Genomic DNA, 13,455 nt, shown 5'->3' on the forward strand with positions numbered 1-13,455 from the left:
CGGGTCCCTCGCGGACCCGGGCCGACGTGCGTCAGGCGTCGTAGCCCTCGGGCAGCAGCTCGCCGACCGGTGTCGCCGCCGCGATGCGGTTGGCCGGCGGGGCGAGCGGGCAGACCCAGCGGTAGTCGTAGACGCAGGACGGGTTGTAGGCGAAGTTGAGGTCGACGACCCAAGCCTCCCCGTCCCGGCCGAGGTCGCTGCCCTTGACCGTGTCGAGCACGTACCGGCCGGCGCCGTACGTCTCGCTCCCGGCCGACCCGTCGCGCAGCGGCAGGAACACCCCGCCGCCGTAGGAGTCGAGCCACCACACGGCCACCTCGCCGAGGTCGCCCAGCGTGACCGTGCCGATCCCGCTGAACGGCACGACCCCGTCGGTGCCGGTCGTGAACTTCCAGCCGTCGAGCTCGGCCGGCACCACCGGCACCGTGAACCGGAAGGCCGGGTCGTATGCCGCGTGCCGCAGCCGCTGCCCCGGCCGCCGCGCCGATGCCGGGTGGGTCTCGAACAGCTCGGTCCGCCCTCGCACCCAGAGGGCGTGCGCCTCCGCCGGCTCGCGCTCGGCGCGCACCGCGGCATACAGGGAGTGCACCTCACGGCGCCACGAGGCGACCCGGAGCGGCGGCGGGTAGGTGAGGTCGTCGTCGACGGCGGTCATGGGCGGCTCAGTCCTCCAGGGCGTGGTCGTGCACGAAGCGCTCGGCCCGGCGGTCGGGGACGAGCCAGGTGATCGCGACCGCGACGTAGGCGGCGACGCCGAGCCACGGCGAGACGAAGGTGCCGAGGATGCCCAGCACGTAGACGACCGGGCTGAGCTTGCCCTTGAGGTCGCGCCCCAGGGCTTGGCGGAGCAGGCTGTCGCGCCCCTCGCGCCGGAAGATCGCCAGCTGCAGCAGGTAGTACGCGAGGGCGGCGGCGAGCAGGTTGGCGCCATAGACGCCCACGGGCAGCGGGGCGAAGCGCGTGTCGTCCATCCACGCGGTCGTGAACGGCACCAGCGACAGCATGAACAGCAGGGCGAGGTTGGCCCAGAGGATGGCCCCGCTGACGTACCGGACCAGCTGGAACATGTGGTGGTGGTTGTTCCAGTAGATGCCGATGTAGACGAAGCTCAGCAGGTAGGTCAGCAGCCCCACGAGGGACGGCCGGAGCGCCTCGAACGTCGGCTCCTCCGGCACCTTGAGCTCCAGCACCATGATCGTGATGAGGATCGCCAGGACACCGTCGCTGAACGCCTCGAGCCGCCCGGTCCGCATGCGCGAAGTCTAGGCACCACAGGGGTGGGCGGGTCCCCTCGTGGCAGGGCCCGGTCATCGACGTCAGGCCTGCTGATGGACGGGAGCCACCTCGTGCCGGGTGGTCGTCGGGCCGGTCGTTGACGGCGCGGTCCGGGGCCAGGTCCAGGTCCAGCGCAGGATGAGGGCGAGGACGACCAGTTCCAGGACGACGCCCCAGCCGTAGTAGTAGAGGTAGGTCCCGCCTGCCACGTTGAAGACCGTGGGGGCGACGTAGAGCGCGGCCACGACGAGGTTGGCGATGCGGTTGGCGCGGGGTGCCAGTGCCGCCGACAGCACGACCATGAAGATCGGCACGGACACGAGGGTCAGCGCGCTGATCGAGAAGGTCTGCGAGAGGTCGAACGTGTGGACCTTGCCGCGGAGGATGTCCGTGATCGTGCCGGGCGTGTAGAAGCCGAGGATGTCCACGTAGGCGTAGAGGAGCACGAAGCTCGTCCACGCTGCGACGAGCTTGGCCCTCACCGGGAGTCGCTGGTCCTCGAGGGTGGTGGTGGGTTGGCGGGTGGTCATGGCGGGCTCCGTTTCGCTGGTGGGATCGGTGGGTCGACGATCGCCGAGTCGTGGTGGTGGCTGCATCCGCCCGGAGGCCGCTCCTCGACCGGCCGATGGCACGGTCCGCCTCTTGTACTTTCGGGGGGTACGCACGGCCACGCGCCTCCCTAGGCTGCAGCCGTGGTCACCGTCCGCCGCCGACTCTCCCTGTGGGACGAGCCGAGGTCTCCCGACGCCCCACCCGTCGGTCGTCGTGACTGGGTGCTGGCGGGGGCCTTCTCCGTTGCCGTCCTGCTCGAGGGTCTCCTCCGACCGGGCCTGGCCTGGCGGTACCCGGTGGTGGCCCTCGCCCTGCTGGTCGCACCTGCCTTGGCGTGGCGTCGGGACCGTCCCCTCGTGGCCGCCGTCGTGGGGTGGGGGGTCGCCGGGCTGCTGTCGGTCATCCAGCTGGGCGCGCCCGACGGGGACGTCGGGCTCGACACGATGACGGCCGTCCTGGTCCTGCTGCACTCGCTCGTGCGGTCGGGGTCGGGACGCGAGGCCGTGGCCGGGACGGCGTCCGTGACGGTCGTCGTCGCCCTGGGGATGTATGCCGCCTCGGTCGGGTGGGCGGAGCTCTTCGGCGGGATTGCCCTCCTGCTGTTCGTCGTCGCGCTCGCGGCGGTCTTCCGCTACCGCGCCGACCTCTGGCGCCGGCAGCAGCGAGAGGTCCGTAACGAGGAGCGGGTGGCGCTGGCGCGCGAGCTGCACGACACCGTGGCGCACCACGTCTCGGCCATCGCGGTGCAGGCGCAGGCCGGTCGCGTGGTTGCCGGGCTGCAGCCGGAGAAGGCTGCCGAGGTCCTGGCCGCGATCGAGTCCGAGGCGTCGCGGACGCTGGCGGAGATGAGGTCCATGGTGCGGGTGCTGCGCGAGGAGGACGCCGTCGCGTACTCACCGCAGCGGGGTGTCGCGGACCTGCCGACCCTGGCGCGCGCTGACGCGCCGCCCATGGTCGAGGTGTCGCTGGACGGTGCCCTGGCTCCGCTGGCACCGCCCGTGGACGCAGCGCTCTACCGGATGGCACAGGAGTCGCTCACCAACGCCGTCCGGCATGCCCGGAGCGCGACCCGCGTCGGGATCCACGTGTGCCGGGGGGGCGACGTCGGGAGGCTGCGGGTCAGCGATGACGGGCGGACCGATCCGGGAGCAGCGCCGGAGCCCGGGTTCGGCCTGCTGGGCATGACCGAGCGTGCCCACCTCCTCGGCGGGTCGCTCTCCGCGGGGCCGGGGCCTGACGGTGGCTGGGTGGTCGGGGCCGTGCTGCCGGTGGAGGCGCCGGCACGAGCATCCGTGTCGTCGTGGCCGACGACCAGGACCTCGTCCGGGCCGGCCTGGTGATGATCCTCGGCGCCCAACCGGGAATCGAGGTCGTGGGTGAGGCGGCGGACGGGCCCGCCGCCCTCGAGGTGGCGACCCGGCTGCGTCCCGACGTCCTCCTCGTCGACATCCGGATGCCCGGCCTCGACGGCGTCGAGGTGACCCGGCGGCTGGCCGGAGCGGACGTCACCGACCCGATGGCGGTCGTCGTCATCACCACCTTCGACCTCGACGAGTACGTCCTCGGGGCCCTGCGCGCCGGGGCCAGGGGGTTCCTGCTCAAGGACGCCGGGCCAGAGCTCCTGGTGCAGGCCATCCACGCGGCGGCCAACGGCGACGCCCTCATCGCCCCGAACGTCACCCGCCGGCTGCTGGCGACCTTTGCCGACCAGGTGCCGGCGGTACCGGTCCAGCCCATCGACCCGCTGACCGGACGCGAGGAGGAGGGGCTCACGCTGGGGGCACGAGGCCGCACCAACGCCGAGATCGCCGCCGAGCTCTTCGTAGGGCTGAGCACGGTCAAGAGCCACGTCGCCTCGCTGATGAGCAAGCTCGGTGCCCGCAACCGCGTGGAGGTCGCGATGTGGGCCCACGACACCAGACGAGTGCGAGCCGACTAGGGCAGCTCGAAAGAGTTGGCACGCGCGTGTAGTAGTGCGGATGTGGGTTCAAGGCCGCCACCCCGGACGAGATCCTTCTGCTAGTGGGGACCTCCCCCGGCGAAGGCCCTCATGGTGCGGCAACGCCCGCGGTACGTGCGGCGATGAGTCCGAGACACGCACAGGAGGTCATGACATGGCGACTCGCGAAGATGCTGCGCTGCTCGTGCAGCTGGCGCAATGGGGCGCGACGATGGGTCTCGAAGAGGCCCAGCAAGCGGTGTGGGCGGATGGGTTCGACCCCGAGACGGCCACCGTCGAGGACGTGCTGGTGTCGCGCGTGCTCGCGTGGGGCGAGACCATCGGAACCCTGACGAAGAACGGGGTCATGGACACCGAACTCGTGCTGGACTGGCTGTGGGTCGCGGGAATGTGGTCCCGGGTGGGACCTGCCGCTACCAAGGCCCGGGAGAAGCACGGGGTGCCCCAGCTGTTCGAGAACTTCGAGGCCCTGGCAGCCAGGCAAGGCGCCTGACCCCGCACTGGTTCGGGTTGTCACCCCTCTGCGCGTGTGTCAACCCGCTCCCCTGTCACCGCGTCTCTGCCTTGTCAGCGAAATGACGATCGGGGGCTGGTCATGGCGATCAAGCGAGCAATCCCGCACACGACACGTGCATGGCTGATCGCCACTGCCGCAGTGGTCCTCGCCCTGACGTCCGTGGTCGGGGCACTGAGCGTGCACGGCGCACCGACGGCCCAGCTCAATACCACCCCCACCACGGCCCGGACCCCCGACAGCCCGACGGCCCTCGCACGTCCCACGGCACCATCCGCCCCGAGCACCCCGACGCCAGTTCCTTCCTCCCGACCCCCTACCCGAGCAGCCGGCCCTCCACCACGACCCACCACGAGCCCGGCTCAGGAGCCGAGGTTGCTCTGGCCGTTCACCACCGAGTCCGCGGTGCTGGCCTGGGAGACCGCCTACCGGGCCGGCGGACATCAGCCCTGGCACCTCAGCGCGTGCGAGACCGCCGCAGCCTTCGCCCAGGTCGTGCTGCACCTGTCAGGTCCGGTCGTCGACCGGTGCGAGGTTCACGGGGACCAGGCGAAGGTGCTGGTGCGTCAGTCCGCCGAGCCGACCGTGTCCCCGCACGACACCACGATCAGGCTGCTTCGAATCGGCACCAACCCCGGCGGCTGGACTGTCGTCGCTGCCCCCGCCGCGAAATGAGTGGCGCGCGGGGGGGCGTCGGCTCACCCAGCCCGGTCGGCGAGCAAGGCGAGGAACCGCTCAGCATCGCGGACGCGCGGGATGTTGTTGAACATGACGTACGGCGAGGGCCGGCCGTCGATCTGGTCTCGAAGCCGGTGCAGCTCCTCATAGGTGTGGACGTGCCGTGAGCCCCCCGTGCCGTGCAACCGGTAGTAGGTCCTTTCCGGCGTGACCGTCTCGCCCTGCATGGGGTCCACGACGTGGACAAGGTCCAGCTCGGCGCAGAGCTCCTTAAGCAGATCGGTGGGCCAGTCGCCACGGGGTTCCCACAGCAGCGACCCGGCCGGCCTCTCCACCTGTGAGATGAAGCTGCGCAGCCGTTCGACGTTGTCGGTCGTCGGGCGGAAGCTCCTCGGGCACTGGAGCAGCACGGCGGTGGCCCGCAGGAGCCGGGCGCACTCGAGGGTCCGCTGCCAGGCCGCAAGGACCGTGGGAGTCGTTCGGAACGCTCCGACCTGACCCCGTGCACTGTCGGGCAGTGGCTGCTTCATGCGCCGGTAGGTGGGACTGCCGGACTCGTGGGTGACGACCTGCCACGCCTTGATGGTGAACTCGAAGCTCGGGGGCACCTGGGCACGCCACCGCGCCAGCACGGCGTCCGAGGGAGGTTCGTAGAACGTGTGCTGCACCTCGACGACCGGGAACCGTCGGACATACGACGACTGGGAGACCGTCCAACCACACAGCCCTACGCGAGCGTCCACCCCGCTACCGGTTCCGGGTGTCGCGAGCGTGGTCCACAACCCGGGGCAAGATCCTGTCGGCCACACGGCCGAGTATCCCTGAAGGGACACGCACTGGCTCGGCCACGCCAGCGACCTCGTTGTTCCGCAACGACCGGCAGTACCCGGTCAGAGCCAGTCCTTGCGACGGAAGAAGACGTAGAGCGCGATTGCCATGACGAGCATGACCGTGGTGGAGGCGTAGAAGCCGGCCTCGGTTCCGAAGCCGGGGTACGGCACGTTCTGTCCCATGAACCCGGTAACCGCTGTCGGCACGGCAATGATCGCGACCCACGCCGAGATCTTGCGCATGTCGTCGTTCTGCTGGACGGAGATCTGGGCCAGGTCGTCGGAGGCGATGGTCAGGTGCGTGCTCACCCGCGTCTGGAAGAACTCGATGACCCCGTGCAGCGACTCCCGCTGCCCGTCAGCCATGCTGGACACCATCTCGAAGCGGTCGGCGAGATCGGCGACGAGGGGCTCATGATCGGCTGGCAGGAACCGTGCCAAGCTCGCCATCCGGTCGTAGGTCGCGCTGCTGTGCACGGCGATCGTTCGGATGGCGAGCAGTTCGTACCAGACCTGGAACAGGTCCGTCAGGAACCCCTCGGAGTCCTTCATGACCTCTCCGGACATCACCCGCTTCTCGAGGTGTCCGGACTGTTCGGCAAGGCTCGCGATCATGTCGATCTCCCGGCGGGTCATCGCGGAGATGATCGCCGACGACAGCTCGAACGCCGTCCTGGGGTGGAACTTGCCGGCTTCGATCCGCTCCATCACGGCATTGGTGTCCAGGAAGGCGGCGGAAGGTGGGGCCTTGGGGTTGAGCGGCCCGTGGATCGTGACGAGGTAGTTCACCCCCATGAACTGGTCCAGCTCGATGTAGTGCACGTGACCGTGTTCGCCGAGCTGGGGGGCGTGCAGGACGGTGAACACATGGTCGTCATACGCCTGGATCTTGGAGACGTGGTTGCGTTGCACGCAGTCATGCAGCGCGATCTCGCTGAAGCCGAACACCCGGCCCAACACGTCGGCCTCGTGGAGGCGGCACTGCGGGATGTCTATCCAGACCACACCCTCACCGGCGACGAGCAGTTCGGGCAGCTCCTCCTCGCAGCGGCGCGTCAACCCGGACTCATCGATCACATAGACATCCATGACAGCCTCGCTGACCGGTGGATAGCTTTCTGTTCAGTCTAGGCGGCCGGCCGATTTCGTGACCTCCCTCGACGACGCCACGGGGCGGAGGGCCTTGGCGCTGCCGGGTGTGCAGTCCGAGGGCGACACCCAGTCACACAACGTGGGAAGACGTCGGCCAACGTTATGAAGGTGTGGACAAGGGCCGCGCGCCTCAACGCGGGCGGCGACGCACACCATCCACCGCGCCTGGCCTCCACCGCCCCCTAAGTGCGCCCCATAGCGCCCACTGAGAGCGCCCCACTCCGCCGCAGATCGGCCGACCCTGGGTTTCGGTCGTTTGCTCCGGGGGCGGCCAAGCCTGTCTTTCTTGAAATGTGGCCACGAGCGAGGCTTAGTTGCGCTACGAATTGTCGCGAACGGGACCTTGCGTTCCATCGTCGGCACATCCCTTGCGGCGATGAGGACTGGTCGGTGGCAGCCGCTAGGGAAATGAGATACGTGGCAGCGTCGGTGCCACGCGCGATCAGGGGTGATGGGTGTGGCAACGATTGAGTACAAGCCGCGAGGCCACGGTTTCGAGAGCCGGCTCGCCGTCGATGGGTTGGAGTTGCTTGTCCGTGGGGCGAGTCTTGAGGACTCCGCACCTCAGCTGACCGGCAGCCCTGAGCTGATGAGCAACGTAGCGCTAACCGCACTCAATCTCGGATATGCGGCCAACGAGCTTGCCTATCGGCGCTCGCGATCACCAGAGAAGCGGGCCAGCCACCGCAAGGCGGCTGACAGGCAGCGCAAGGAACTTCTTGCCCTTGCCGACTTCGTAGCGCGACTCGATGACAGGACGACCACTGCATGGTGTTCCGGTTGCTTTGTGAGAGCGGCCCGCAAACATGTGCGTGGAGCCGACCGTCCCATGGGCACGTATCTCTGCCAAGAATGCGGAACCTCGACCGTCGAGTGTGCGGTGCCCGGCTGCCCCCACCATGCCCTCGTCGTGCCAAGCGCCCGCGTCACGTTGTGTTACTGCGCCGAGCACCACCATCAGGTCCCAGGGTTCCAGAAGCTGGATGCCACCATGGACACTCTCGGTGACTATCGCGAGTTCCTGAAGCACGAGTCGCGCAACGCCGATCGCATCACCAAGGTTGCCGCAGGAACTATTGGCGCTGCGGCCGTCATAGCCCCCGTGGCCTTTTTCGCTGCCCCCGCTCTGGGGGCAGCACTCGGGAGTTCCATGCTCGGCGGTTCTCTGACTGGTGCCGCGGCCACCAGCCACGGCTTGGCCATGCTCGGCGGAGGCGCAGTAGCTTCGGGAGGCTTGGGGATGGTGGGCGGCACTGCAGTCGTCACTGCCACGGGCACCGCCTTGGGCGGCGCATTGGGTGCCACGACAGTGACCGCATATACAGGCGCCGACCGGTCGTTCGCCATCGAGCTTGTACGTCCTGGTTCGGGGAATCCTGTCGTCTTCGCGACAGGATTCCTGACCCAGGGCCGTTCCGCGTGGTCGGAGTGGCAACGCCTCATCGACACCCGGTATCCGAAGGCGCCCGTCTATCAAGTGCACTGGGGTGCCAAGGAACTGAAGGACCTCACGGCGCTCCTGGCGTCTAGCGGTTCGAAGGCAGCTGTCAGGGCCATCCTCATCCAGGCGGCGAAGCGTGGAAGCAAGGGACACGGCCTTCCCGGCATCGGTTGGGTGCTAGGCGCGCACGGTGTCGCAACCAACCCCTGGACGGTGGCGCGGGCCCGAGCCGACATGACTGGCGCTGCCCTGGCGTCGCTGATTGCACGGACCGACGAGGGGCCATACGTGCTGATGGGTCACAGTCTGGGAGCCCGCGTGATGGTTTCCGCGGCGCAAGCTCTTGGGACTCGCTCTGGTCCTCCCAGCATTGAGTCGATGCACATGCTGGGAGCAGCCGTCGGGCGCGAGGGTGACTTGCGTGCGCTCAAAGCGTCTAGTTCGGGGAATATTTGGAACTACTGGTCCAGCAACGACATGGTTCTGCGGTGGCTGTATAGCCTGGCCGAACTGGGTGAGGTGGCGGCGGGCCAGACGGGGTTTGCCACGAAGCTCCCGGGCATTAAGAACCGTAATGTGAGCCGATTTGTGAAGAATCATTCGGAATACGTATCGGCCGTGACCTTGGCGCAGTGACCAGGCGCCGCATCCCGGAGGGGTTTCGATCGCGCGAGTGATACCGCCGCAAGGCGGGCACAGGATCACTCGCGACCATCCCCATACGCGGAACCACGCGACCCGCGGGTTCGGCCCAGCGCAGCGGTTGCGGGCCGATGTCAGCGTTGACGTTGGCATACGCCGCGCCCATGCCGCGGTCGACGACACGCCCGCTCGACCAGCCAAGGCTGCCGTTCGCCGCCGCTGCGGGGCTCGTTGACAGCGCACCGTCACGTCGTCAGGTACGCCGAATTGCGTATTGACGAGGGCTCCCGTCGAGCGTATTCCTTAGAAGTCTAAAGATTGGATCTCTAAGGGATCCGCCGACCAAGGAGGTAGAGATGACGGCAACACTGCTCGTGCGCCACACCGTCGACAGCTACGACGACTGGAAGCACGTCTTCGACGGTCATGAGGCGAACCGCCGCCAGCATGGCGCGACCGGGCACCGGGTACTCCACGATGGCAACCAGGTGACGGTGCTGATCGACTTCCCCGATCGCGTCTCGGCCGAGGGGTTCGCCTCTGATTCCGCTCTGCCCAAAGTGATGAGCGAGGGCGGCGTGACGGGTGCGCCCGACATCGCCTACCTCGAGTCGTCCGAGCAGCTCAACTATTGAGCAGGTCCCAGACGGACGTGCCCCCGGCCGACCGGGGGCACGAGCCGACTGCCAGGCGGGTCGACCGCCGCGCGTTCGCCCGCGAGTTCCCGTCCGGTGATCCATCGGCAACCGAGTGCGCGCAGAACCTGATGCTCGCCTCGAGTCGGTTCACCGATGTCGACACCCGCGCCTTGCGTCGGCACGGCCTGTCCCTGGCGGCGCGGATCCTCCTCGCGACCATCGAAGGTGCTGGCGAGCCGTTGCCCGCGAACGTGCTCGCTGAACGACTGCTCGTCAGCGGCGCGAGCATCACCTCGCTGGTCGACACCCTGGAACGCCGGGGTCTGGTCCGGCGGGTGCGGCCCGACCACGATCGCCGCCTCGTGCTCATCGAGCTGACCGATGCGGCCCAGCCGGTGATCGACGCGTATCTGGCCGAGGTGACCGCGCTGCACGCCGCAGAATTCTCGATCTTCACCGCCGACGAGCGGGAGCAGCTCACCGTTCTGCTCGCACGACTGTCGGCACACCTCACCACTCTTGACCTCGATTCGATCACCGCAGCCGCGAAACCACGCAGGGCCAGGGCGCGCCAGCGGAAAGGAGCACCCCATGACTGACATCCCGCAGACCACGACGCGCCCCAACCGGCGTGGTTTTCTCGGACTCGCCGCGCTCGTGGCCGCCGCGCCTGCCGCAGCGGCCATACTCGGCCCGGGAGCCATCCCGGCAAGCGCAGCGCCCGCCACCGGGGCCTCGGGCGACGACCTGCCGTCGTACGCGCCCGTTCCGCCGAGTGCCTTCGGTCCGGCGCTGAACGCTGATGGCTACTTCGTCGGCCCGATCAAGGACAACCTGTACTGGGTGACCGACGGCTTCTACCAGTCGATGTTCCTCGCCACCGCGCACGGCGTGGTCGTCGTGGACGCGCCTCCCACCATCGGTCACAACCTGCTGCGGGCGATCAAGCACGTCACCGCCCAGAGCGGTACACCGTCGACCGTGACCCACCTGGTGTACTCGCACTTCCATGCCGACCACATCGGGGCCTCCTCCATTTTTGGCGACGACGTGGTCCGCGTCGGACACGAGCAAACCCGACGGCTGCTGCTCGAGGCCGGCGACCCGAACCGTCCGGCCCCCACGCTGACGTTCAAGGAGCGGCACGTCCTCGAGTTCGGCACCGATCGGCTCGAGCTGGCCTACCACGGCCCGAACCACACCCCGGACAACATCTTCATCTACGCGCCAAGGCAAAGCACGCTGATGGTGGTCGACGTCCTCTTCCCAGGGTGGGTGCCGTTCAAGAGCCTGGCCGTGTCACAAGACATCCCAGGCTGGGTGCGCGCACACGACACCGCCATGGGCTACCGCTGGACAACCCTTGTCGGCGGCCACCTCGGTCGCCTCGGAGTCCGCGCCGACGGCGACCTGCAGCGACAGTACATCCGGGACCTGGACGCAAGCACCAAGCAGACGTTGGCGTCCCTCGACCCCACTCCGTTCTTCCAGAAGTACGGGCCCTCGGGCAACGCCTGGGCGATCTTCAAGGCCTATCTGGACACGGCCGCGCAGCAAGCAGCCGCCCCCGTCGTCGACAAGTACCTCGGCACGCTCGCCGGAGCAGACGTCTTCACCGTCGACAACGCCCACGCGCTGTTCGAGTCACTGCGCATCGACGCCGGCGCCCTGGGACCGTTCGGGATCAGGCCCTAGACCCGGCAGTCGTCCGGGGGCCGGTGTGGTTCCACCGCGGACCCGGTCGCTACGGCTCTCGGGTCGGTCTTCGCCTCAGATGTCGAACCGCACGCCCGTGAGCTCCTCGCTGACGCTCCACAGTCGACGGGCGAGGTCGGGGTCGCTCGCCAGCGAGCTGAGCTTCGCGGGGCCCACCTTGCCGCGGACCTCACCCGGCCCCTGCGGCCCGCTGTACGAGCCCGCGGGAGCCGCAGTCGCGGCATACAGGATCGACTCGGCTCCGCCCTCGGATCCCGGGAGCACGAGGCGCATGAGGGGCGGTGCAAAGGTGCGCACGATCCATCGCGCACCCATGCCGTCGCGACTCGCGACGAGGTTGGTGACGGCCACTCCCGGGTGGGCCGCTGTCGACGTGAGGGGTGATCCCGCGGCAGTGGCCCGGCGGTGGAGCTCCAGCGCGAACAGGAGGTTGGCCAGCTTGCTGCGACCGTACGAGACCCTCGGGTCGTAGTCCTCGGGGGGATTGCCGTCGACGACCCGGGCGTCACCCTGGTGGTGTGCCACTGAGGCCACGGTCGTCACCCGCGGCGAGGGAGCCGCCAGCAGTGCGGGCAGCAGCCGAGCCGTCAGCGCGAAGTGCCCGAGGTGGTTCGTCCCGAACTGGAGCTCGTACCCGTCGACGGTGGTCCGGCGCGTCGGAGGCGCCATCACGCCGGCGTTGTTCACGAGCAGGTCGACCGGGCCGTCGACCCGCGCTGCGAACTCGCGCACCGACTCCTGGGACGCCAGGTCGAGAGCTTCGACGGTGGTGCTGCCGTTGATCCTTGCGGCGGCCGCGCGGCCCGCGTCCAGGTTGCGGACCGCGAGGATGACGTGAGCGCCGTGTTCGGCCAGAGTCCGGGCCTCCACGAACCCGATTCCGGAGTTGGCGCCGGTGACGATGGCGGTCGTGCCGCTCAGGTCGGTGATCTCGGTGGGCTTCCAGGCCATGGTCCACTCCCGCGGGTCGGTCGTCGGCGCCCGCGGGTGATCGCCGGCCCTTGCAGCGTATGCCGTGCGGTGGTCAGTCCTTGTCTTCAGGTCCCAGAGGCGTGGGGCGCGGACCCGTTCACCGTCCGGATGAAGTGGAGCGCTTAGCGACCACTCACACGCGGTTCTCCACCTGTGAGATGTGCGGTCGAGTCCTCGCTCGGTGGTCGCCCGACGGGTGCGTCCCTTCGCCGCGTTCCAGACGAGGCTCCCGAACCTCAGACAGCTGCGTCTCGGGCTCCATCAGTCGCATTGCTCGCGGCAACTCTCGCGGGGTCTAGGCTCGCCGCGAACTCGGCCCTCAGCTCGAGCCGATCGTCAAAGTCACCGTTCAGGTTCTTGAACAACGCATCAGCGAGACGGTGCCCCATGGGTCGGAAAGTCACATACGTCAGCCCACCCGACACAACCCCGCCGACCACGGGGAGTGCCTTCGTGATCGTCTTCTCGACGGTCTTCTTCGTGACCTGCTTACCTATCAGCGCCCCGATCTTCTTAACCAACGGGTACCAGGCTGTCTTAGTCAGTGCCTGAGCCGCGACCTTCTTGCCGACGTTTGCTCCGGCGGCCTTCGAGGTCTGCGCCACAAGCGCTGCTGCTCCAGCTGCGCCGAACATGGCGCCGAGGATCTGTGCGGCCTCTGACAGTTGCCCACCGCCGTCAAAGAGGTCGTCTTCGCCAAAAAGGTAGGCAATCTGCTGGGCGAGATTGATGGCGAACCCGAAGTACTGCACGACGTCTGCGCCGCCAGCGGCGACCATGACGACGGGGTTGCCCGGAAGACCCGTAGCGAAGGAGGTCAGGGAGGTCTTGGTGGCGCTGCTCTTGATGATCCCGTTGGCCTTCTGCCGCAGCGACTCAGCCGTGTATACGGTTTGAGGACCACAATCGAGGATTACGTCGAGGTGCGGGGAGGCCGCGAAGTGCTTACGGAGGAACGCCTCGCGGTCGACTCGAACGACAGGCAGCTTCGAGACCGCACCAATCGTCTGAAGAGCGGTCGAGTAGAGCTTGTCCTGAGACCTGTCGTCCATAGCGGAAGACATTAACTATGGAAGGGTATGACC

15 protein-coding genes are annotated in these 13,455 nt (G+C 68.2%); 8 read left to right on the top strand and 7 right to left on the bottom strand.

What is annotated here, in order from left to right:
* Positions 1 to 31: 31 nt before the first annotated feature.
* From ACFUC1_RS11840 to ACFUC1_RS11850, 3 genes are all read right to left on the bottom strand, one after another.
* Positions 32 to 655 carry a DUF1684 domain-containing protein gene (locus tag ACFUC1_RS11840; RefSeq protein ID WP_379119910.1) on the bottom strand — a complete coding sequence of 208 codons (624 nt, stop codon included), beginning with the start codon at positions 653 to 655 and terminating at the stop codon, positions 32 to 34.
* A 7-nt stretch (positions 656 to 662) separates the two neighbouring features.
* Positions 663 to 1,253 (bottom strand): TMEM175 family protein, encoded by a 591-nt coding sequence (locus ACFUC1_RS11845; RefSeq protein WP_379119912.1) that lies wholly within the window; start codon positions 1,251 to 1,253, stop codon positions 663 to 665.
* A 63-nt stretch (positions 1,254 to 1,316) separates the two neighbouring features.
* On the bottom strand, positions 1,317 to 1,805 hold the full coding sequence (locus tag ACFUC1_RS11850) for a DUF6326 family protein (RefSeq protein WP_379119914.1): 489 nt from the start codon (positions 1,803 to 1,805) through the stop codon (positions 1,317 to 1,319).
* A gap of 162 nt (positions 1,806 to 1,967) precedes the next feature.
* On the opposite strand from ACFUC1_RS11850, the gene ACFUC1_RS11855 reads away from it, so the two are divergent.
* The 4 genes from ACFUC1_RS11855 to ACFUC1_RS11870 all read left to right on the top strand — a co-directional run bounded on the left by ACFUC1_RS11855 (position 1,968) and on the right by ACFUC1_RS11870 (position 4,976).
* Positions 1,968 to 3,167: a sensor histidine kinase gene (locus tag ACFUC1_RS11855; protein ID WP_379119916.1), complete on the top strand. Its 1,200-nt coding sequence runs from the start codon at positions 1,968 to 1,970 to the stop codon at positions 3,165 to 3,167.
* Complete coding sequence (locus ACFUC1_RS11860; RefSeq protein WP_379119974.1) at positions 3,167 to 3,766, top strand: response regulator; 600 nt, start codon at positions 3,167 to 3,169, stop codon at positions 3,764 to 3,766. Before ACFUC1_RS11855 ends, ACFUC1_RS11860 begins: the two co-directional genes overlap by 1 nt.
* Before the next feature lie 175 nt (positions 3,767 to 3,941).
* On the top strand, positions 3,942 to 4,280 hold the full coding sequence (locus tag ACFUC1_RS11865) for a hypothetical protein (RefSeq protein WP_379119918.1): 339 nt from the start codon (positions 3,942 to 3,944) through the stop codon (positions 4,278 to 4,280).
* A gap of 396 nt (positions 4,281 to 4,676) precedes the next feature.
* A complete protein-coding gene (locus ACFUC1_RS11870; RefSeq protein ID WP_379119920.1) occupies positions 4,677 to 4,976 on the top strand; it encodes a hypothetical protein in 300 nt (99 codons plus the stop codon).
* 23 nt (positions 4,977 to 4,999) lie between these two features.
* On the opposite strand, the gene ACFUC1_RS11875 is transcribed toward ACFUC1_RS11870, so the two are convergent.
* Both ACFUC1_RS11875 and ACFUC1_RS11880 read right to left on the bottom strand, forming a co-directional pair.
* Positions 5,000 to 5,722 (bottom strand): DUF72 domain-containing protein, encoded by a 723-nt coding sequence (locus tag ACFUC1_RS11875; protein ID WP_379119922.1) that lies wholly within the window; start codon positions 5,720 to 5,722, stop codon positions 5,000 to 5,002.
* Positions 5,723 to 5,869: 147 nt separating this feature from the next.
* Positions 5,870 to 6,898, bottom strand: coding sequence for a magnesium transporter CorA family protein (locus ACFUC1_RS11880; RefSeq protein WP_379119924.1), 1,029 nt, complete (start codon positions 6,896 to 6,898; stop codon positions 5,870 to 5,872).
* A gap of 520 nt (positions 6,899 to 7,418) precedes the next feature.
* On the opposite strand from ACFUC1_RS11880, the gene ACFUC1_RS11885 reads away from it, so the two are divergent.
* The 4 genes from ACFUC1_RS11885 (at position 7,419) to ACFUC1_RS11900 (ending at position 11,377) form a co-directional block, all read left to right on the top strand.
* Complete coding sequence (locus ACFUC1_RS11885; protein ID WP_379119926.1) at positions 7,419 to 9,038, top strand: DUF726 domain-containing protein; 1,620 nt, start codon at positions 7,419 to 7,421, stop codon at positions 9,036 to 9,038.
* Positions 9,039 to 9,400: 362 nt separating this feature from the next.
* A complete protein-coding gene (locus ACFUC1_RS11890) occupies positions 9,401 to 9,679 on the top strand; it encodes a hypothetical protein (RefSeq protein ID WP_379119928.1) in 279 nt (92 codons plus the stop codon).
* 17 nt (positions 9,680 to 9,696) lie between these two features.
* The gene (locus ACFUC1_RS11895; protein WP_379119930.1) at positions 9,697 to 10,281 is read left to right on the top strand and encodes a MarR family winged helix-turn-helix transcriptional regulator; all 585 of its coding nucleotides are present in this window, start codon (positions 9,697 to 9,699) and stop codon (positions 10,279 to 10,281) included.
* Entirely contained in the window at positions 10,274 to 11,377 is a 1,104-nt protein-coding gene (locus ACFUC1_RS11900; RefSeq protein WP_379119932.1) for an MBL fold metallo-hydrolase, read from the top strand. Before ACFUC1_RS11895 ends, ACFUC1_RS11900 begins: the two co-directional genes overlap by 8 nt.
* 75 nt (positions 11,378 to 11,452) lie before the next feature.
* Here the strand turns inward: ACFUC1_RS11900 and ACFUC1_RS11905 are convergent, their stop codons facing one another.
* Both ACFUC1_RS11905 and ACFUC1_RS11910 read right to left on the bottom strand, forming a co-directional pair.
* Positions 11,453 to 12,349 carry an oxidoreductase gene (locus ACFUC1_RS11905; protein WP_379119934.1) on the bottom strand — a complete coding sequence of 299 codons (897 nt, stop codon included), beginning with the start codon at positions 12,347 to 12,349 and terminating at the stop codon, positions 11,453 to 11,455.
* A gap of 257 nt (positions 12,350 to 12,606) precedes the next feature.
* On the bottom strand, positions 12,607 to 13,422 hold the full coding sequence (locus ACFUC1_RS11910; RefSeq protein ID WP_379119936.1) for a hypothetical protein: 816 nt from the start codon (positions 13,420 to 13,422) through the stop codon (positions 12,607 to 12,609).
* Positions 13,423 to 13,455: the final 33 nt, after the last annotated feature.

Origin of the sequence: Pedococcus sp. NPDC057267 (assembly GCF_042668795.1) — a bacterium.
Lineage (GTDB): Bacteria > Actinomycetota > Actinomycetes > Actinomycetales > Dermatophilaceae > Pedococcus.

Excerpts from the sequence above, each read along its gene's own strand:
- ACFUC1_RS11905 (WP_379119934.1), bottom strand. The coding sequence starts at position 12,349 with ATGGCCTGGAAGCCCACCGAGATCACCGACCTGAGCGGCACGACCGCC.
- ACFUC1_RS11880 (WP_379119924.1), bottom strand. The coding sequence starts at position 6,898 with ATGGATGTCTATGTGATCGATGAGTCCGGGTTGACGCGCCGCTGCGAG.
- ACFUC1_RS11845 (WP_379119912.1), bottom strand. The coding sequence starts at position 1,253 with ATGCGGACCGGGCGGCTCGAGGCGTTCAGCGACGGTGTCCTGGCGATC.
- ACFUC1_RS11860 (WP_379119974.1), top strand. The coding sequence starts at position 3,167 with ATGATCCTCGGCGCCCAACCGGGAATCGAGGTCGTGGGTGAGGCGGCG.
- ACFUC1_RS11900 (WP_379119932.1), top strand. The coding sequence starts at position 10,274 with ATGACTGACATCCCGCAGACCACGACGCGCCCCAACCGGCGTGGTTTT.
- ACFUC1_RS11890 (WP_379119928.1), top strand. The coding sequence starts at position 9,401 with ATGACGGCAACACTGCTCGTGCGCCACACCGTCGACAGCTACGACGAC.
- ACFUC1_RS11865 (WP_379119918.1), top strand. The coding sequence starts at position 3,942 with ATGGCGACTCGCGAAGATGCTGCGCTGCTCGTGCAGCTGGCGCAATGG.
- ACFUC1_RS11840 (WP_379119910.1), bottom strand. The coding sequence starts at position 655 with ATGACCGCCGTCGACGACGACCTCACCTACCCGCCGCCGCTCCGGGTC.
- ACFUC1_RS11910 (WP_379119936.1), bottom strand. The coding sequence starts at position 13,422 with ATGGACGACAGGTCTCAGGACAAGCTCTACTCGACCGCTCTTCAGACG.
- ACFUC1_RS11850 (WP_379119914.1), bottom strand. The coding sequence starts at position 1,805 with ATGACCACCCGCCAACCCACCACCACCCTCGAGGACCAGCGACTCCCG.